This is a genomic window from Pseudomonas sp. PDM15 (assembly GCF_014851565.1).
Taxonomy (GTDB): Bacteria; Pseudomonadota; Gammaproteobacteria; order Pseudomonadales; family Pseudomonadaceae; genus Aquipseudomonas.
In genome coordinates this window covers 393792-413354 of record NZ_JACVAA010000006.1, presented here as the reverse complement: position 1 = coordinate 413354, position 19563 = coordinate 393792, and the positions used below count along the sequence as shown (strand labels likewise).

The 19563-nt window shown below is 66.0% G+C and carries 19 protein-coding genes; 2 read left to right on the top strand and 17 right to left on the bottom strand.

The features are described from left to right. Positions 1-176: 176 nt before the first annotated feature. Both speD and IB232_RS18555 read right to left on the bottom strand, forming a co-directional pair. Positions 177-971, bottom strand: coding sequence for an adenosylmethionine decarboxylase (speD, locus tag IB232_RS18560; RefSeq protein WP_192400054.1), 795 nt, complete (start codon positions 969-971; stop codon positions 177-179). Between the two features lie 212 nt (positions 972-1183). Next, positions 1184-1609: an OsmC family protein gene (locus IB232_RS18555; RefSeq protein WP_192400053.1), complete on the bottom strand. Its 426-nt coding sequence runs from the start codon at positions 1607-1609 to the stop codon at positions 1184-1186. 232 nt (positions 1610-1841) lie between these two features. Between IB232_RS18555 and crp the strand changes: the two genes are divergently transcribed. After that, a complete protein-coding gene (gene crp / locus IB232_RS18550; protein WP_137974837.1) occupies positions 1842-2486 on the top strand; it encodes a cAMP-activated global transcriptional regulator CRP in 645 nt (214 codons plus the stop codon). A 151-nt stretch (positions 2487-2637) separates the two neighbouring features. Here crp and trpC read toward each other — a convergent pair whose 3' ends face one another. From trpC to IB232_RS18490, 12 genes are all read right to left on the bottom strand, one after another. After that, entirely contained in the window at positions 2638-3471 is an 834-nt protein-coding gene (gene trpC / locus IB232_RS18545) for an indole-3-glycerol phosphate synthase TrpC (protein WP_192400052.1), read from the bottom strand. After that, positions 3468-4514: an anthranilate phosphoribosyltransferase gene (gene trpD, locus IB232_RS18540; RefSeq protein WP_192400051.1), complete on the bottom strand. Its 1047-nt coding sequence runs from the start codon at positions 4512-4514 to the stop codon at positions 3468-3470. Before trpD ends, trpC begins: the two co-directional genes overlap by 4 nt. Continuing rightward, the gene (locus tag IB232_RS18535; RefSeq protein WP_192400050.1) at positions 4514-5107 is read right to left on the bottom strand and encodes an aminodeoxychorismate/anthranilate synthase component II; all 594 of its coding nucleotides are present in this window, start codon (positions 5105-5107) and stop codon (positions 4514-4516) included. The genes trpD and IB232_RS18535 overlap by 1 nt, the downstream gene beginning before the upstream one ends. Positions 5108-5118: 11 nt before the next feature. Next, entirely contained in the window at positions 5119-6597 is a 1479-nt protein-coding gene (trpE, locus tag IB232_RS18530; RefSeq protein WP_192400049.1) for an anthranilate synthase component I, read from the bottom strand. Between the two features lie 72 nt (positions 6598-6669). Then, positions 6670-7443 (bottom strand): phosphoglycolate phosphatase, encoded by a 774-nt coding sequence (locus IB232_RS18525; RefSeq protein WP_192400081.1) that lies wholly within the window; start codon positions 7441-7443, stop codon positions 6670-6672. Positions 7444-7481: 38 nt separating this feature from the next. Then, positions 7482-8156, bottom strand: a complete 675-nt coding sequence (gene rpe, locus IB232_RS18520; RefSeq protein WP_192400048.1) for a ribulose-phosphate 3-epimerase — start codon at positions 8154-8156, stop codon at positions 7482-7484. Between the two features lie 113 nt (positions 8157-8269). Next, complete coding sequence (locus IB232_RS18515) at positions 8270-9097, bottom strand: ABC transporter permease (protein ID WP_192400047.1); 828 nt, start codon at positions 9095-9097, stop codon at positions 8270-8272. A 16-nt stretch (positions 9098-9113) separates the two neighbouring features. Beyond that, complete coding sequence (locus IB232_RS18510; protein ID WP_192400046.1) at positions 9114-10361, bottom strand: ABC transporter permease; 1248 nt, start codon at positions 10359-10361, stop codon at positions 9114-9116. A gap of 123 nt (positions 10362-10484) precedes the next feature. Continuing rightward, the gene (locus IB232_RS18505; RefSeq protein ID WP_192400045.1) at positions 10485-11525 is read right to left on the bottom strand and encodes an ABC transporter substrate-binding protein; all 1041 of its coding nucleotides are present in this window, start codon (positions 11523-11525) and stop codon (positions 10485-10487) included. A 43-nt stretch (positions 11526-11568) separates the two neighbouring features. Further along, positions 11569-12678, bottom strand: a complete 1110-nt coding sequence (locus IB232_RS18500; protein WP_192400044.1) for an ABC transporter ATP-binding protein — start codon at positions 12676-12678, stop codon at positions 11569-11571. A gap of 229 nt (positions 12679-12907) precedes the next feature. Beyond that, complete coding sequence (locus IB232_RS18495) at positions 12908-13537, bottom strand: response regulator (protein WP_192400043.1); 630 nt, start codon at positions 13535-13537, stop codon at positions 12908-12910. Next, on the bottom strand, positions 13534-15906 hold the full coding sequence (locus IB232_RS18490; protein WP_192400042.1) for a PAS domain S-box protein: 2373 nt from the start codon (positions 15904-15906) through the stop codon (positions 13534-13536). Before IB232_RS18490 ends, IB232_RS18495 begins: the two co-directional genes overlap by 4 nt. 107 nt (positions 15907-16013) lie before the next feature. Here IB232_RS18490 and IB232_RS18485 point away from each other — a divergent pair, with 107 nt between their 5' ends. Beyond that, a complete protein-coding gene (locus tag IB232_RS18485; RefSeq protein WP_192400041.1) occupies positions 16014-17018 on the top strand; it encodes an alpha/beta hydrolase family protein in 1005 nt (334 codons plus the stop codon). Positions 17019-17026: 8 nt separating this feature from the next. On the opposite strand, the gene IB232_RS18480 is transcribed toward IB232_RS18485, so the two are convergent. Genes IB232_RS18480 through IB232_RS18470 form a run of 3 tightly spaced genes read right to left on the bottom strand, consistent with a single transcriptional unit; the run spans position 17027 to position 19498 of the window. Then, entirely contained in the window at positions 17027-17803 is a 777-nt protein-coding gene (locus IB232_RS18480; protein WP_192400040.1) for a TerB family tellurite resistance protein, read from the bottom strand. Between the two features lies 1 nt (position 17804). After that, a complete protein-coding gene (gene murU / locus IB232_RS18475; RefSeq protein ID WP_192400039.1) occupies positions 17805-18476 on the bottom strand; it encodes an N-acetylmuramate alpha-1-phosphate uridylyltransferase MurU in 672 nt (223 codons plus the stop codon). Then, positions 18473-19498, bottom strand: coding sequence for an aminoglycoside phosphotransferase family protein (locus IB232_RS18470; protein ID WP_192400038.1), 1026 nt, complete (start codon positions 19496-19498; stop codon positions 18473-18475). The genes murU and IB232_RS18470 overlap by 4 nt, the downstream gene beginning before the upstream one ends. Positions 19499-19563 lie beyond the last annotated feature (65 nt).

Genomic DNA, 19563 nt, shown 5'->3' with positions numbered 1-19563 from the left:
GGCCATGCTGCGTTGAAACTGGGCCGGGGCGCGTAGCCGCGGGCTGCTCATTTACAGCACGTAAACTCCGCGCCCTCGTCCACTTTCGCCTTGCCTGGCTCTAGCTCAGAAGACCGTAAACAGGTTCTAGAAATGAAAAAGGGCGCCAATCGGCGCCCTTGTTCGTTGCGGGAGAATCAGCGCGGCATATTGCGCGCGTAGAAAATCTCCAGCATCTCGTGACGCACCCGCTCTTCCACCTGCTGGCGCTGTTCGGCGGTCAGGTTGCGGGTAGCGTCGCCGAACAGGTAGTTGTCCAGCTCGAAGTTCTTGAGCAGCATCTTGGTGTGGAACAGGTTCTCCTGATACACATTCACGTCCGTCATCTGGTACGCGTCCTGGGTATCCTCGGAGAGGTAGTTCTGGATCGAGTTGATCTCGTGGTCGATGAAGTGCTTCCTGCCCTCCACGTCGCGGGTGAAACCACGCACGCGATAGTCGACGGTGACGATGTCCGAGTCGAACTGGTGGATCAGGTAGTTGAGCGCCTTCAGCGGCGAGATCACGCCACAGGTCGACACGTCGATGTCCACACGGAAGGTCGCGATACCTTCGACCGGATGGATCTCCGGATAGGTGTGCACGGTGATGTGACTCTTGTCCAGGTGCGCCAGGATGGTATCCGGCAGCGGCCCCGGGGATTCCTCGATCTGGCTGGCGGTGGGTTCCACCGGTTGCTCGGAGATCAGGATGGTCACGCTGGCGCCTTGCGGGTCGTAGTCCTGACGGGCGATGTTCAGGATATTGGCGCCGATGATGTCGACAACATCGGTGAGGATCTGCGTCAGCCGCTCGGCATCGTACTCGGTGTTGATGTACTGGACGTAAGCCTGCTGGTCTTCCGGCGTTTCCGCGTAGCAGATGTCATAGATGTTGAAGCTCAAGGTCTTCGTCAGGTTGTTGAACCCGTGGAGCTTGAGTTTGCTTTTCACCGTTGGAGATTCTCTTGGTTGGTGCGGCTCTGCCGCGTGATCGAGCATGCCCGTCAGCTGCGAATGGCTCAGCTGCGTAGGACGGTTAACACCTCTTCGCGATGGCGATTGGTTTTGGTTGGGGCGCAGGCCCCGAAAAGGGCCGCGCATTATGCAGATCGACGGCCTTGGCGGCCAGAGTCTGCGCCCGCTTTATGATGGCCGGATGACCGTCAGGCACCCAGCTCGACGATCTCGTAGTCGTGGGTGATTTCCACGCCGGCGCGACCAAGCATGATCGAGGCAGAGCAGTACTTCTCCGCCGACAGCTCCACCGCGCGCTTCACCTGAGACTCCTTGAGGCCGCGGCCCTTGACCACGAAGTGCAGGTGGATCTTGGTGAACACCTTGGGGTCTTCGCCGGCGCGCTCAGCTTCGAGGAAGACCTCACAGCTTTCCACCGGCTGGCGCGCCTTCTTCAGGATGCTCACAACGTCGAAGTTGCTGCAGCCGCCCAGGCCGATCAGCACCATTTCCATGGGGCGCACACCGAGGTTGCGACCGCCGGATTCGGGCGGGCCGTCCATCACCACCACATGACCGCTGCCGGATTCGCCGAGGAACATGGCCTCGCCGGCCCATTGAATGCGCGCTTTCATCGCCTGGACTCCACTGCCCGAAAGGCGCGTAGCTTATCACAGCGTCTTATTTCACCCGGCCGTCGCATTTACGGGCAATGGGCCATGACCAGTGATGACTGCGTCGCAAATTCGCGTTGCCGGCCCCCACGTGTCTGTTAAGCTGGCGGCGGATAACTGGCACACTTGTTCGGATAACTAATAAGAAATTCGCCTGCTGGACAAAGGCTTACTCAAATTTCGGGACTCGGGCATGGTAGCTATTACCCTTACACCAAAGATCAAGAACATCGACAAGCTGCTCGCGCACTGTCACCGCCGTCGCTATACGGCCAAGAGCACCATCATCTATGCGGGGGATCGTTGCGAAACCCTGTTCTTCATCATCAAAGGCTCGGTCACCATCCTTATCGAGGATGACGACGGCCGCGAGATGATCATCGCGTATCTCAACCCCGGCGACTTCTTCGGCGAAATGGGGCTGTTCGAGAAGGAAGGCACCGAGAAGGAGCGCAGCGCCTGGGTCCGCGCCAAGACCGAGTGCGAGGTGGCGGAGCTGAGCTATGCCAAGTTCCGTGAACTGACCCAACAGGACCCGGAGATCCTCTATGCCCTGGGCAGCCAGATGGCCGATCGCCTACGCAACACCACGCGCAAGGTGGGCGACCTGGCCTTCCTCGACGTCACCGGCCGCGTGGCTCGCACCCTGCTCGACCTGTGCAAGCAGCCGGATGCTATGACGCATCCGGACGGCATGCAGATCAAGATCACCCGCCAGGAAATCGGCCGCATCGTCGGCTGCTCCCGTGAGATGGTCGGCCGCGTGCTCAAGTCCCTGGAAGAACAGGGCCTGGTGCACGTGAAAGGCAAGACCATGGTGGTGTTCGGCACCCGCTGATCGGGACGACTGCGCGTCGGCCAGGCGTTGTTGGGCAAGGGCCTCGGGCGCTCATTTACGTGGCGCCGCCCAGGCCTAGCCTGGCTCTAACTCGCCAGTCCCTACAAATGAAAAAGCCCGCCAATCGGCGGGCTTTTTTATGCAGGCCAGATCAGTCCGGATCGACACCCGGCACCACGCGGCTGCCGGCGAAGAACAGGCGCTTGAGCTCGGTGCCCGGGTCCTCGGCGCGCATAAAGGCCTCGCCGACCAGGAACGAGTACACCTCGTTGATCTCCATCAGCTCCACGTCGGCGCGGGTGAGGATGCCGCTCTCGGTGATCACCAGGCGGTCGCGCGGAATGCGCGGCAGCAGGTCGAGGGTGGTCTCCAGGCTCACTTCGAAGCTGTGCAGGTTGCGGTTGTTGATGCCCACCAGCGGCGTGTCCAGGGTCTTCAGCGCGCGCTCCAGCTCGTCGCCGTCGTGCACCTCGACCAGCACGTCGAGGCCGACGTCCTTGGCGGTGGAGGCCAGCTCGGCCATGCGCACGTCATCCAGTGCCGAGACGATCAGCAGTACGCAGTCAGCCCCGAGGGCACGGGCCTCGACGATCTGGTACGGGTCGATCATGAAGTCCTTGCGGATCACCGGCAGCGAGCAGGCCGCGCGGGCCTGCTGCAGGTACTCGTCGGCACCCTGGAAAAAGTCGACATCGGTGAGCACCGACAGGCAGGCCGCGCCACCGGCCTCGTAGCTCTTGGCGATTTCGGCGGGCACGAAGTTCTCGCGCAGCACGCCCTTGCTCGGCGAGGCCTTCTTCACCTCGGCGATCACCGCGGCCTGCTTCTGCGCCACTCGCTCCTGCAGGGCGCGGGCAAAGCCGCGCATGGGGTCGGCCTGGCGAGCCGCGGCCTCGACCTCGGCGAAGCTGACGCGGGTGCGGCGCTCGGCCACTTCCTCGGCCTTGCGGGCGAGGATCTTCTCCAGCACGGTTGGAATGCTCACCCTTCGTTCTCCACACGAAATACCGCGGTAAAGGACACCAGCTCGTCCAGCTTCTCCCAGGCCAGGCCGGTGTGCAGGGCGTCCTGCGCCAGCTGTACGCCTTCCTTCAGACTAGTCGCCAGATCGGCCGCGTAGAGGGCGGCACCGGCATTCAGCACGATCATGTCGGCGGCCTTCTGGCCATGCTCGGTCTTGCGCCGGCCGAGTGCATCGTGGATCAGCGCCAGCGAGCCCTGAGCGTCTTCGACGGTCAGGCCCATCAGGGTCTGGCTCTTGATGCCGAAGTCCTCGGGCTGGATGCGGTACTCGCTGACCACGCCATCCTTCAGTTCGGCGACATGGGTCGGCGCGGCCAGGCTGATCTCGTCCAGACCATCCTGCGCATGCACCACCAGCACATGCTTGCTGCCCAGGCGCTGCAGCACTTCGGCCATGGGCCGGCACAGGGCCTGGCTGAACACGCCGATCACCTGGTGCCTGACCCCGGCCGGATTGGTCATCGGGCCGAGCATGTTGAAGATGGTGCGCAGGCCCAGCTCGCGACGCGGGCCGATGGCGTGCTTCATGGCGCCGTGATGGGCCGGCGCGAACATGAAGCCGACCCCCACGGACTCCACGCAACGCGCCACCTGCTCCGGCTTGAGGTTCAGGTAGACGCCGGCGGCTTCCAGCAGGTCGGCGCTGCCGCTCTTGCCGGACACAGCGCGATTACCGTGCTTGGCCACGCGCCCGCCCGCCGCGGCGACCACGAAGGCGGCCGCGGTGGAGACGTTGAACACGTTCATGCCATCGCCACCGGTGCCGCAGGTGTCGACCAGGCGCTCGGCGTTGATCTGCACCGGAGCGGCCAGCTCACGCATGACGGTGGCGGCACCGACGATCTCGTCAATGGTCTCGCTCTTCATGCGCATGCCCATGAGGAAGGCGCCGATCTGCGCGTCGGTGCACTGGCCGGTCATGATCAGGCGCATTACGTCCTGCATCTCGGCGGTGGACAGGTCCAGTTGGTTGACCACCCGGTTGAGGGCTTCCTTGATGTCCATCAGCGCACTCCGCCTTGCTGTTTGAGGAAGTTGGCGAACAGTTCGTGGCCCTGCTCGGTGAGGATGGATTCCGGGTGGAACTGCACGCCCTCAATGTTCAGAGTCTTGTGGCGCAGGCCCATGATCTCGTCCACCGAACCATCGGCATGCTGGGTCCAGGCGGTGATCTCCAGGCACTCCGGCAGCGTCTCGCGCTTGACTACCAGGGAATGGTAGCGGGTCACGGTCAGCGGCATGTTGAGGCCGGCGAAGGCACCCTTGTCCTCGTGGAACACCGGGCTGGTCTTGCCGTGCATCACCTGGCGCGCGCGCACCACGTCGCCGCCGAAGGCCTGGCCGATGCTCTGGTGACCCAGGCACACGCCAAGGATCGGCAGCTTGCCGGCGAAGTGCTTGATCACCTCCAGCGACACGCCGGCCTCGGTCGGCGTGCACGGGCCGGGCGAGACCACGATGCGCTCGGGCTTCAGGGCCTCGATCTCGGCCACCGTCAGTTCGTCGTTGCGGATCACGTGGACATCGGCGCCCAGCTCGCCCAGGTACTGCACCACGTTGTAGGTAAAGGAGTCGTAGTTGTCGATCATCAGCAGCATGGTTGGGCCCCTTACTCTACGGACTGTTCGGCGAGGCTGACCGCGCGGAACATGGCGCGGCGCTTGTTCAGGGTTTCTTCCCACTCCAGGGCCGGCTGCGAGTCGGCGACGATGCCGGCGCCGGCCTGCACGTGCAGCTCACCGTCCTTGATCACCGCGGTGCGGATGGCAATCGCGGTGTCCATGTTGCCGTTCCACGCCAGGTAGCCCACGGCACCGCCGTAGACACCACGCTTGACCGGCTCCAGCTCGTCGATGATTTCCATGGCGCGAACCTTCGGCGCGCCGGATAGGGTGCCGGCCGGCAGGATGGCACGCAGGGCGTCCATCGCGCTCAGGCCGTCCTTCAGCTGGCCGGTGACGTTGGAGACGATGTGCATCACGTTGGAGTAGCGCTCGATGACCATCTGCTCGGTGACCTTCACCGAGCCGGTGCTGGAGACGCGGCCGACGTCGTTGCGGCCGAGATCGATCAGCATCAGATGCTCGGCGATCTCCTTGGCGTCGGACAGCAGGTCCTTCTCCAGCTCGACGTCGGCCTCTTCGCTGGCGCCACGCGGACGGGTGCCGGCGATCGGGCGCACGGTGACCAGATTGTCCTCGACGCGCACCAGCACTTCCGGCGAGCTGCCCACCACGTGGAAGTCGCCGAAGTTGAAGAAGTACATGTACGGAGTCGGGTTGATGCAACGCAGCGCGCGGTACAGGTCGATCGGTGCGGCCTGGAACGGGATCGACATGCGCTGGGAGATCACCACCTGCATGCAGTCGCCGGCCAGGATGTATTCCTTGATCGCGCCGACCGCCGCCTCGTAGTCATCGCGCTTGAAGCTGGAGACGAAGTCCGGCTCCTTGCCGGCCGGCTTGCTCAGGTCCACGCCCAGGCGTGGGGTGATCGGCTGACGCAGCTTGTTCAGCAGTTCGCGCAGCTGGGCCTGGCCCTGCTCGAAAGCATCGGCCTGGGCCGGATCGGCGAGGACGATCGCGTGCATCTTGCCGGCCAGGTTATCGAACACCACCACGGCATCCGAGACCATCAGCAGGATGTCCGGAGTGCCCAACGGATCGGGATTCGGGCACTGCGCCAGCTTCTTCTCCACGTAGCGCACGCTGTCGTAGCCGAAGTAGCCGACCAGGCCGCCGTTGAAGCGCGGCAGACCGGCAATGGTGGGAACGTTGTAACGCGCCTTGAACTGCTCGACGAAGACCAGCGGGTCTTCGCTATCGAGCTGCTCGACGACCTGGCCGTCGACGCTGACGCTGATCTGATGACCATGCACGCGCAGCACGGTGCGTGCCGGCAGGCCGATGATCGAGTAGCGGCCCCATTTCTCGCCGCCCTGCACGGATTCCAGCAGGTAGGAGTTGGGGGTGTCGGCCAGCTTGAGGTAGATCGACAGCGGGGTGTCGAAGTCGGCCAGTGTCTCGAAAGCCAGCGGAATGCGGTTATAGCCGTCGGCGGCCAAACGCAGGAATTCTTCGCGGTTCATGCAAAACAGCCTCGTGGAGGAGGAAAATCGGGAGTCGGGCAAACGCGCCGGAACCAGCCGGCCAGGAGAAAATCAGGCGCGCCAGCGCCAGCGGGCCAGGGCCTTGATGACTTTCATCCATTGTTTGCTGGCAACTACCACGATGCTGTCTCGATGAGGCGGGTAATCGGAAGAGTCCGGCGACATTAGCGCAGCGTAATCGGCCGCGCAACCGGGCAGCAGCTGGCGCAGGTCATCGAGCACCCGTGCCGGGTTCTCCTCGGCGATCGGCCGGCCGTGGTTGTAGCCGTAGCTCAGCGCCACGCAGGGCACGCTGGCGGCGCGGGCGGCCAGCACGTCGTTGCGCGAGTCGCCGATGAACAGGGCGCGCTCGGGCTCGACATTGGCCAGGCGCATGACGAACAGCAGCGCCGCCGGATCGGGCTTCTGCTGCGGCAGGGTGTCGCCACCGATGATCCAGCGGAAGTAGCGGCCCAGCTTCATCTCGTCCAGCAGCGGGGCGACGAAGCGCTCCGGCTTGTTGGTGATCAGCGCCAGCTCCACGCCCTGCTTCTTCAACCACTTGAGGGTAGAAGTGACGCCTGGGTAGACGGTGCTCAGAGCATGGCTGCCGGAATAGGCCTGGTTGAACAGCTCAAGGGCCTGCTCGGTGTCGGCATCGCTGATGTCGGTGTGCTCGATGTCGCCGGCCAGGGCGCGACGCACCAGCACGCGGGCGCCGTTGCCGACCCAGTCGCGCACCCGCTCAACGCCGGCAGCCGGGCGACCGAGCTGCACCAGCATGCGGTCGATGGCGGCCGCCAGGTCGGGCACCGAATCCACCAAGGTGCCGTCCAGATCGAACATCACCAGGCGCGGCAGGCGCCCCTCGAACAGCTCGTGGATCACGCGCGCACCTGGGCCAGCTCGGCACGCATGGCGTCGATCACCGTCTTGTAGTCGGGCTGGTTGAAGATGGCCGAGCCGGCGACGAAGGTGTCGGCGCCCGCCTCGGCGATCTCGCGGATATTCTTCACGTTGACGCCGCCGTCGATCTCCAGGCGGATGTCGTAGCCGCTGGCGTCGATCAGCGCGCGGGCTTCGCGCAGCTTGTCGAGGGTGCCGGGGATGAACTTCTGCCCGCCGAAGCCGGGGTTGACGCTCATCAGCAGGATCATGTCGACCTTGTCCATCACGTACTTCAGGCACTCCAGCGAAGTGGCCGGGTTGAACACCAGGCCGGACTTGGCGCCGCCGTCGCGGATCAACTGCAGGGAGCGGTCGATGTGCTGGGTGGCTTCCGGGTGGAAGGTCACGTAGGTGGCGCCGGCGTCGATGAAGTCGCCGATGATGCGGTCGACCGGCGACACCATCAGGTGCGCGTCGATCGGTGCGGTGATGCCGTACTTGCGCAGCGCCGAGCAGACCATCGGGCCGATGGTCAGGTTGGGTACGTAGTGGTTGTCCATCACGTCGAAGTGGACGATATCGGCGCCGGCGGCGAGCACCTTGTCGACTTCCTCGCCCAGGCGGGCGAAATCGGCGGACAGGATCGACGGGGCGATGGCGAAGGGCTGCATGCGAACCTCAGGCATGAATCACGGTGGCGCGATTGTAGCCTGAGTCGGTCGCGAAGGCTGTTGTCACACGTCAGTGAACGCCTGCGACTTTCGCCGCAGACGCTGCACCCGCGTCACTCGGGCATGGCGGTACGCAGCTTCTCGCTGCGCCCACGCAGCCATTCCAGGGTCAGCAGCATGACCACCGAGAAGGCGATCAGCAGGGTCGCGGCGGCGGCGATGGTCGGCGACAGGTTCTCGCGGATGCCACTGAACATCTGCCGCGGCAGGGTGGCCTGCTCGGGGCCGGCGAGGAACAGGGTCACCACCACTTCGTCGAACGAGGTGGCGAAGGCGAACAGCGCGCCGGAGATCACCCCGGGGGCGATCAGCGGCAGGGTCACCCGGCGGAACGCGGTGATCGGCGAGGCGCCCAGGCTGGCGGCGGCGCGCACCAGGTTGTAGTTGAAGCCCTGCAGCGTCGCGGACACCGTGATGATCACGAAGGGCACGCCGAGCACCGCGTGCACCAGGATCAGCGAGGTGTAGCTGTTGCCCAGGCCCAGTGGGGCGAAGAACAGATAGCTGGCGACGCCGACGATCACTACCGGGGCGACCATCGGCGAGATCAGCAGGCTCATCACCAGCGCCTTGCCGCGGAACTCGCCACGGGTCAGGCCGATCGACGCCAGGGTGCCGAAGACCATTGCCAGCACGGTGGCGGCCGGCGCCACGATCATGCTGTTCTTCAGCGAGCGCATCCACTCGGCCGAGGTGAAAAACGATTCGTACCAGCGCAGGGAGAAGCCCTGCAGCGGGTAGACCAGGAAGCTGCCAGAGTTGAACGACAGCGGGATGATCACCAGCACCGGCAGGATCAGGAACAGCAGCACCAGCGCACACAGGCTGCGATGGGTCCAGAACCAGGCGCGTTCGACGGGGGACTTGTAGGGGCTCAGCATCTCGATGTTCTCCTGATCAGCCCAGACGCAGGCGGCTAGCGCCCACCAGCCAGCTGTACACCACGTAGAGCAGCATGGTCGCCAGCAGCAGCAGGCCGCCGAGGGCCGTGGCCATGCCCCAGTTGATGGTGCTGTTGGTGTAGAAGGCGACGAAGTAGCTGATCATCTGGTCGCCCGGGCTGCCCAGCAGCGCGGGGGTGATGTAGTAGCCGATGGACAGGATGAACACCAGCAGGCAGCCGGCGCCGACGCCCGCCAGGGTCTGCGGGAAGTACACCCGCCAGAAGCTGGCGAAAGGGTGGCAGCCGAGCGAGATGGCGGCGCGCATGTAGCTCGGCGAGATGCCCTTCATCACGCTGAAGATCGGCAGGATCATGAACGGCAGCATGATGTGCACCATGGCCACGTACACGCCGGTGCGGTTGAACACCAGCTGCAGCGGCGCATCGATCACGCCCATGGCGATCAACGCACTGTTGATCAGGCCACCGGACTGCAGCAGCACGATCCAGGCCGCCACGCGCACCAGGATAGAGGTCCAGAACGGCAGCAGCACCAGGATCATCAGCAGGTTGCTGGTGCGGGTCGGCAGGTTGGCCAGCAGGTAAGCCAGCGGGTAGGCCAACACCAGGCAGATGGCGGTAATCACCAGGCCCATCCAGAAGGTGCGGGCGAAGATGTCCAGGTAGATGGCCTGGTCCGGGGTGGCGGGCGCCAGCTCGCCGAGATCGTCGATGCGGTGATCAAGGGACGCCAGCAGGAAATAGGGGGTGACGCCACTGTCGTTGCGACGGATCACCTGCCAATACGCAGGGTCGCCCCAGCGCTCGTCGAGGTTCTCCAGCGCATCTTTATAGGACGCTGGCTCCTGCTTGAACGGCAGGGCGCGACCGGTCTTGGCCAGCAGGCTGCGGTAGCCGGCCAGCTCCATGTTCAGGCGTTTGGAAAGATCGCCGATGGTCTGGTTCTTGCGCGCCTCGGCCAGGTCCCGGGCCAGGGCCTGGTACACCGGCTCCTCGGGCAGGCCGCGGCCATCCCAGGAGGAAATCGCCTCGACGGTGCGCGGCAGGCTGCCGACCACCTCGGGGTTCTCCACGCTCTTGTACAGCAGGATGCCGATGGGCAGCAGGAACACCACGAAGAGGAACACCAGCAGCGGCAGGATCAGGCCCTGGGCCTTGAGCCGGTTGATGCGCTCGGCGCGGGCCAGCTTCTGCTTCAGCGTCAGGCCGGCGAATTCGGTTAGGGAAACGGTAGTGGCCATCGCGGGCTCCAGAAACACCGGGACAAAGCGCCCTCGCCCAACAGCGGGCGAGGGTCAGGAGGGACGGGGGAGCGACCCTCCAACCAACTCCCCTTCACCAGGAAGGGGCACTGCACGGGATGCTTACTTGGCTGCCCAGGCGTTGAAGCGTTGCTCCAACTGCTCGCCGTAGTCGGCCCAGAAGGTCACGTTCATGGCCACCTGGTTGGCGATGTTTTCCGGCGTGGTCGGCATGTCCTTGAGCAGCGCCGGGTCGAGCAGCTCGACGGCCTTCTTGTTGGCCGGGCCGTAGGCGATGTTCGAGGAGTAGACCTTCTGCTGCTCCGGCTGCACGCTGAACGCGGCGAAGGCCTTGGCGGCGTCGGCATCCTTGGCGCCTTTCGGGATGGCCCAGGAGTCGAAGTCGTAGATGCCGCCGTTCCACACCACCTTCAGGTTGCTCTCCTTCTGCACGGCGGCGATGCGGCCGTTGTAGGCGGAGCTCATGACCACGTCGCCGGAGGCGAGGAACTGCGGCGGCTGGGCACCGGCTTCCCACCACTGGATGTGCGGCTTGATCTGGTCGAGCTTCTTGAACGCGCGGTCCTGGCCTTCCTGGGTGGCGAGCACGCTGTAGACGTCCTTCGGCGCCACGCCGTCGGCCATCAGGGCGAACTCCAGGGTGTACTTGGCGCCCTTGCGCAGACCGCGCTTGCCCGGGAACTTGGCCACGTCCCAGAAATCGGCCCAGCTGCTCGGTGCGGCGGCGAGCTTGTCGGCGTTGTAGGCGAGCACCGTGGACCACACGAAGAAGCCCACGCCGCAGGGCTGAATGGCACCTTCGATGAAGTCGTCGGCGCTGCCGAACAGGGCCGGGTCCAGCTCCTCGAACAGGCCTTCGTCGCAACCGCGGGACAGCTCGGGCGACTCCACTTCCACCAGGTGCCAGGACACGCTGTTGGTGTCGACCATGGCTTTGACCTTGGCCATCTCGCCGTTGTATTCGCCAGCGATCACCTTGCCTTTGCCGGCCGCTTCCCACGGCTGGTAGAAGGCCTTGGTCTGGGCGTCCTTGTTGGCGCCACCGAAGGAGATCACCGTCAGGTCGGCGGCCATCGCCTGGGCCGCGCCGAGCAGGCCGATGGCCAGGGCGCTGTGACGGAAGATGCTGCGGATATTGCTCATTGTTGTTTTCTCCACTGTGCAGGGTTGGTAATGCCTGGCGCCGTCACTCGACGATCAGAGGGTCTAGCGCCCTTACGTGCTCCACATGCCAGCCGAGCGGCACCACGTCGCCCACGCCCAGGGCGGGGTCGAGTTCGGCGATCGGCTGTTTGACGAAGAAGCTGGGGTTGCCACACACCTCCATGCGGATGCGCACGTGGTCGCCCAGGTAGATGAACTCGGCCACCCGGCCGCTGAAACGGTTGGCGCAGCTCTCGCTGGCGCTGTTGATGCGCACGCGCTCGGGGCGGATCGACAGGCTCACCGGTGCACCCGGCGCGCCGACATTCACCGCCAGCGCCTGCACCTGCTCGCCACGGGCGGTACGCACGGTGCAGCGCTCGCCATCACGGCTGACCAGCTCGCCGGCCAGGCGATTGTTCTCGCCGATGAAGTGGGCGACGAAGGTATTGCTCGGCTCTTCGTAGAGGTCGCGTGGGGGGGCGATCTGCTGGATCTCGCCCTGGTGGAATACGGCCACCCGGTCGGACATGGTCAGCGCCTCGCCCTGGTCGTGGGTCACGTAGACCACGGTCACGCCCAGGCGCTGGTGGATGTGCTTGATCTCCATCTGCATGTGCTCGCGCAGCTGCTTGTCCAGCGCGCCGAGCGGCTCGTCCATCAGCACCAGCTGCGGCTCGAACACCAGCGCGCGGGCCAGGGCCACGCGCTGCTGCTGGCCGCCGGAGAGCTGCGCCGGGTAGCGGTTGCGGAAGTTGTCGAGCTGCACCATGGACAGCGCGCGCTTGACCCGCTCGGTGATGTCGGTCTTGCTCATGCCGCGCACGGTGAGCGGGAAGGCCAGGTTCTCGGCCACCGTCATGTGCGGGAACAGCGCGTAGTTCTGGAACACCATGCCGATGTCGCGCTTGTGCGGCGGCACGTTGTTGATGGCGCGCCCGGCCAGGAGGATCTCGCCGGCGGTGGGCGTCTCGAAACCGGCCAGCATCATCAGGCTGGTGGTCTTGCCGGAACCGGACGGCCCGAGCAGGGTGAGGAACTCGCCCTTGCGGATATCCAGATTGAGGTCTTTGACGATCAGGCTTTCGCCGTCGTAGCTCTTCTGCACGCCCCTGAAACTGACGAGCACATCACTGGAAGCATTCTCGGCCATCACCGCACCTTTTGTTCTTGTTGCCGTGCTCTAAGCCTAGAAAGCCGTGGAGCCAGCGCAAATCGGGCGGTATGAGAGATTGCTATAAGGCGGACGGACGAGGCGCTGTAGGGATCGCCCTACAGGCAACCGTCAGGTGGGAGCGGCCTCGGCCACGATAGGCGTGCGTGCCGGGGCATCGCGGCCAAGACAGCTCCCACAGGAAGAGGCTCACAGCCTCTGGCGCCTTCTACAGCAGCCTGTGCTCCACCGCATACTTAACCAGATCGGCCACCGAATGCAGGTTGAGCTTCTGCATCAGGCGCGCCTTGTGGGTGCTGATGGTCTTGCTGCTGACCGACAGCTGCTGGGCGATCTCGTTGACCCCTTCGCCACGCACCAGGCGTTCGAACACCGAGAACTCGCGCTCGGACAGCAGCGCGTGCGGCGGCCGCGAGTCGGTCAGGCCGACCTCGAAGACCATGCGATCGGCCAGCTCCGGGTCGATGTAGCGGCCACCGGCGGCGACCTTGCGGATGGCGGTGAGCAACAGCGCTGGGTCGCTGTCCTTGGTGGCGTAACCGGCGGCGCCGATCTTCAGGGCGCGGGCGGCCATCTGCGCCTCGTCGTGCATGGACAGCACCAGCACCGCCGGCGGATTGTTCAGCGCGCGGATGCGCGGAATCGCTTCCAGTCCGTTCACCCCGGGCATGGAGATATCCAGCAGCACCACTTCGCAGGGGGTGTGGCGCAGGGTCTCCAGCAGCTGCTCTCCGTTGCAGGCCTCGCCGGCCACCGTGAGATCCTTGGCCAGGCCGATCAGCTGCTTGATGCCCTCGCGGACGATGGTGTGGTCTTCGGCTACCAGTACTCGAATCACGCTACGACCTCTTCATCCAGTGCCACGCGCACGCTCAGGGTGGTGCCCTCCCCCGGCGCGCTGTCGATGTCCAGGCGGCCGCCGAGCATCAGCACGCGCTCGCGCATGCCGACCAGGCCGAAGGATTGTGCGCGCCGGGCGGCCGTGTCGAAACCCCGACCATCGTCACTCACCCGCAGGTACAGCTCGCCGCCCTGCACTTCCAGGTCGATCTCCACCGTGTGCGCCTGGGCATGGCGCAACACGTTGGTCAGCGCCTCCTGCAGCACGCGGAACAGGCCGATGGCCTTGGCGTCCGCCAGCGCCGGCAAGTACTCCGGCACCCGCACCAGGCAGGGAATGCCGCTGCGCGCCTCGAAGCGCCGCGCCTGCCACTCGATGGCCGAAGCGATGCCGGCATCGAGGATCGGCGGGCGCAGCGCGGTGGCCACGTCGCGCACCAGCTGGAACAGGTTGGCGATCAGCTTCTTCATGCTGTCTAGGCGTGCCTGCAGTCCGGCATCTAGGCCGGCGTAGGCCAGCTCGCACATGGAGGTCTCCAGCTTGAGCACGGTGAGCACCTGACCCAGCTCGTCGTGCACCTCGCGGGCGATACGCGCCTTCTCCTCCTCGCGCACGCTCTCCAGGTGAGCGGACAGCTCGCGCAGCTGTGCGCGCGACTCGGCCAGCTCCAGCTCGATGGCCTTGTTGTCGCTGATGTCCCACACCACGCCGTCCCACACCACGTGCTCGGCGCTGAGCTGGCGGGCGCTGGCCTTGATGTCGGCCCAGCGCACCCGGCCGTCGCGGGTGAGGATGCGGCCCTGCCACTGCCAGTCGCTGGCGGCCTCGATGGCGGCGTCCTGGGTCGCGTGGTAGGCGGTGCGATCCTCGGGATGGACCAGGCTGCGGATGCCGAAGTCCACCGCCATGATTGTCGCCGGCGGGTAGCCGACCAGCTGCTCGCTGCCCTCGCTGATAAAGGCGAAGTCCACCGGTGCGCCAGGTACCGGGCGCTCCAGGCGGAACACCAGGCCGGGCACGTTGCCGGCAATGCCCTTGAGGCGCGCCTCGCTCTCTTCCAGCGCGGCATGGGCGCGCCGCCGTTCGGTGACGTCGGTGAGGTAGACCACCAGGTACTCGGCCTCGCGAAAACGCAGGAAGCCCAGGGTTACGTCGGCCGGCATCCAGCTGCCATCGGCGCGGACGCAGTTGCTCTCGAAGCTCAGCGCGCCCTCCTCGTGCTGGCGGACGCGCTTCCACAGGCCGAGCCAGCGGTCCATGCCCAGGTTGGGCTCGAAATCCTGCAGCGGCCGGTCGACCATGGCGCGGCTGTCGTAGCCGAGCATCTCGGCCACTGCCTGGTTGGCGTAGCGCACCCGGCTGTCCCAGTTGACCCAGAGAATGCCGACCGTGCTGTGGTCGAGGGAGAACTGCGCCAGGCGCAGCGCCTCCTCGGCCACTTCGCGCCGGGCCAGGGTCGCGCGCGCGTCCAGCAGGCGTTTCTCCAGGCCGCCGCGCTGGCGACGCAGCACGGCGAGCAGGGCTAGGCTGACCAACAACAGCAGGCCGAGCAGCAGGCTCAGGTTGCGCCAGAACAGCGGCGATTCGCCGAGGCTCGGTGTTCTGGCGGTCAGCCAGCGGCGCTGCAATTGCTCCAGCTGCTCGGCCGGTAGCTGGCGCAGGCCGGCATCGAGGATGGTCGCCAGTTCGGGCCAGTCCCGGCGGGTACCGAAGCGCAGCAACTGCGGCAGACCGACGTCGGCGATCACGCCGAGGCCGGCGAATTCGCCTTCCTGGCTCAGGCGGCTGAGCTGGGCCTGGTCGATCACCGCATAGCGCGCCCGCTGCGCCAGCACCGCGCGCAGGGCCTCGCGGTCGGAGGATTGCGCCTGCAGGTGCAAATTGAAGTAGTTGCCGCGCAGGTAGTCGGCCACCGCGCTGGGTTCGCGCACGGCCAGCGGCTCGCGCTCGCCGAGGTTTTCCAGCTCCACGCCCAGTTCGCCCAGACGCTCGCCCACCAGCAAGTGGGGAACACGCAGGTAGGGGTCGGAGAACTGCCACAGGCGCAGGCCGGCCGGGGTCTGGGTCAGCCCCGGGGCGAAGTCGATGCGCCCAGCACGCAGGGCCTGCTCGAGGGCCGCCTGGTCGGCATAGCCGAGCCAGCTCAGTTCGACGCCGAGGGACTTGGCCAGCGCCTCGCTCAGCTCGATATTGAGCCCACTGAGTTGCTGCTGGCGGCGCTGGTACTCGGCATAGGGCGCCTGCAGCACCACGCCGGCGCGCAGCCGCGGATGCTCGGCCAGCCAGGCACGCTGCGCCGCGTCCAACTCGGCCGCCTGGCCCAGCAGGGGAAACAGCAACAGCAGCCAGTAGAGCAGTCGAATCATGCGCACAGCGTCGATCCACATCATCACGAGTCCGCTTTCTACCTTACCTGACAAACCGCGGCGAAGCGCTTAGGCTGCTAGAACCTCCCCGCTACCGAAGTGCTGAGATGCGCCGTCCAGTCCTACCGACACTCCTGGCCCTGTGCCTGACCCTCGCCCTGCCCGTGCATGCCGAGGAAGAATCGCCGACTCCCGCCGCAGCGCCTGCCGGCGAAGCCCCCAGCGAGGGCGCCGCGCCCGCCGAGGCACCACGCCAGCCACTGGAAGAGCGCGTCGAGGACAACGCCGCGGGGCTTGAGCGCCAGCTGCCCAAGGACGAACAGCAGACCCTGCAGGCCGGCGAGGAAAAATTCCTCGCCCTGTGGAAGCCGGCCAACGCGCCGGAGTCCAAGGGCGTGGTTATTCTGGTGCCGGGCGCCGACGAGAGTGCCGACTGGCCCCAGGCGATCAAACCGCTGCGCCTCAAGCTGCCGGATGTCGAATGGAGCACGCTCAGCCTCAGCCTGCCGGACAGCAAGGCCGCACCACTGCCGGAAGCGGTGCTGCCACGCGCGCCGGAACCGGTGACCGTCGATACGGCTAGTGCGCCTGCGGACGACGCCGCAGCCGACCCCGCCAGCGAGGGCGCCACCACTGGCGCGCCCGGCGAAACCACACCGCCGTCCGAAACACCCGCGCCGGCCGCAGCCCCGGTCGACCCAGCCGAACGCATCTTCGCCCGCATCCAGGCCGGCATCGCCTTCGCCGAGCAGCAGGACGCCAAGAACATCGTGCTGCTCGGCCATGGCGATGGCGCCTACTGGGCCGCGCTCTATCTCAAGGAGCGCAAGCCCGAGCAGATCAAGCAACTGGTGGTGGTCGCGCCGCAACTGCCCGGCGGGCAGACCCCAGCGCTGGACGAGCTGATTCCCGGCCTCAAGCTGGCCACCGGCGACTTCTTCTACAAGGACCTGCCCGCCGATCGCGGCAGCGCGGTAAGGCGCAAGCAGGCCAGCAAGCGCCTGGCCCATGACGGCTACACGCAGATCGCCCTCAAGGCCCTGCCGGGCAACCTGGAGGCCGAGCAGGAGCAGCTGTTCCGCCGGGTGCGCGGCTGGCTGGAGAAACAGTAGAAAGACCGCTAGCGGAAGCCGTGGCGCTGGCGCACCAGCTCGTAGGCGATCTGCAGCTCGCGGGTCTTTTCGGTCGCCGTGCGCAACTGCGCCGCGGTGGCGCCGGAGCCGGCCAGCTTGTCCGGATGGTGGCGACTGATCAGGCGGCGGTAGGCACGCTTGATCACCGCCGGCTCGCTATCCATCTGTACCCCGAGCAGGCGCAGGGCCGCCTGGTAATCGCTGGACTTCACCTGCGGCACCGTGCTCGCCGGCTCGTACTCGGCCGCCAGGGTCTTCAGCGCCTCGCGCTTCCACTCCAGCCAGAGCCCCCATTGCTGGATCAGCCGCGACTCCGCCTCGCTCACCCGGCCATCGGCCCAAGCCATGCGCCAGCAGGTGCGCAGCAGCGTTTCGCCACGCTCCGGGCGTTCGTGCAGCGCGCGTAGCGCCGCGCGCAACTCCTTGTCGTCGACCTGCTTGCCTCGGTTGAAGGCCTGCATGGCACGCCGCCGGCCCGGCTCGTCCAGACCCAGGCGCTGCATCTCGTTGCGTGCCGCCTGGATATGGCTGTCGAGCACCCGGCCATCGCTCTTGGCCAGCCGACCGATCAGCATGAACAGCAGGTCCTCGTCGTCCAGCGGCGGCGGGCGCTTGGCACCGAGCAACTCGCGCAGATGATCGAGGGATTGCAGGCGCAGACGCCGATCCAAGACCTGGCCGAGCAGACCGCCGAGCAACGCACCGGGGATGCTGGCAATCGCCAGCCCCACCGCCGCGCCGATCAGGGTCGCCGGCCAGAGCATGTCAGGCTTCCGCCGCCAGCAGGCGTTCGACGTCCGCCAGGCGCTCGTGGGTACCGACGTCGACCCAGCGACCGGCGAAGTACTCGCCAGTGACCTGGCCGTCGGCCATGGCGGCGCGCAGCAGCGGCGCCAGCTTGAAGGCTCCCGGCTGGCAGCCGGCGAACAGGCGCGGATGCAACACGGCCATGCCACTGTAGGTGAAGCTGGATTCTCGGTCGGCGGCATCCGCCACGCGATCGTCCTGCAGGCAGAAGTCGCCGCTCGGGTGGTGGGAGGGGTTATCCACCAGCACCAGATGGGCCAGCCCCTGCAACGGACGGCGCAGGGTGGCGAAGTCGTAGTCGGTCCAGATATCGCCGTTGATCACCAGGAACGGCTCCTCACCGAGTAGCGGCAGGGCCTTGAAGATGCCGCCGCCGGTTTCCAGCGGCTCGCCCTCGGCCGAATAGGTAATGCGCAGACCGAAGCGGCTGCCGTCGCCCAGATAGTCCTCGATCTGCTGGCCGAGCCAGGCGTGATTGATCACCAGCTCGCTGAAACCGGCCGCGGCCAGGGCGCGCACATGGAACTCGATCAACGGAATACCCCCGGCGCGCACCAGCGGCTTGGGCGTGTGCAGGGTCAGCGGCCGCAGGCGTTCGCCCTTGCCCGCCGCGAGAATCATAGCCTTCATGCCGGTTGCTTCTCCCGCTGTGGCAGGCTGGCCAGCAGTTCACCGAGCACGGCCAGTTCGGGACGCCGCGCCAGCACCGCCTCTATATAGGAGAAGAAGCGCGGCACATCGTTCAGGTACTTGGGTTTGCCGTCGCGGTGGCAAATGCGGGCGAAGATGCCGATCACCTTGAGGTGGCGCTGCACGCCCATCAGATCGCTGGCGCGATGGAACTCAGCGAACTGGGCCGGTACCGCGAGGCCGGCGTCACGCGCCAGGTGCCAGTAGCGCTGCAGCCAACCGATCACCCTTTCCTCGGGCCAACTGAGGAAGGCGTCCTTGAACAGGCTGGTGACGTCATAGCTGATCGGGCCGTGCACCGCGTCCTGGAAATCGAGGATGCCGGGATTGGGCTGGCTCAGCATCAGGTTGCGCGGCATGTAGTCGCGATGAACGAATACGCGCGGCTGGGCCAGGGCGCTGCTCACCAGCAGATCGCAGACCTGCTGCCACTGGCCGCGCTGCGCCTCGCTCAGCTCGACGCAGAGATGACGTTGCAGGTACCAGTCGGGGAACAGTTGCAGCTCTCGGCGCAATAGGGCGTCGTCATAGGGCGGCAGTTGGCCTTCGACCGGCAGCTTCTGGAAGGCCACCAGGGCTTGCAGCGCCGAATCGAACAGCGCATCGGCGTTGTCCGCGTTCAGCACCTCGAGCCAGGTTTGCGAACCCAGGTCGTCCAGTACCAGGAAGCCTCGCTCCAGGTCCTGGGCCAGGATGCGCGGCACATGCACGCCCGCCTCGGCCAGCATGGCGGCGACCTTGACGAAGGGCCGGCAGTCTTCCTGGGGCGGCGGAGCGTCCATCAGGATCAGGCTGCGGCCCTCGGCCTGCCAGCGGAAATAGCGGCGGAAACTGGCGTCGCTGCTGGCCGGAGCCATGCTGGCAGTGGGCACTTCGCCCCAGCCTTCGCGTTGAAACAGAGCGGGTAGGCAGTCTTGCAGCCAGCTCTGCAGGAGCTGGAGACGCACATCTTGATCGGGCATTACAGGGGTCTCCGACGGCGCTAGCCGTTGCGCGGGTCATGCTTTATTATCCAGCATCTTTTTCA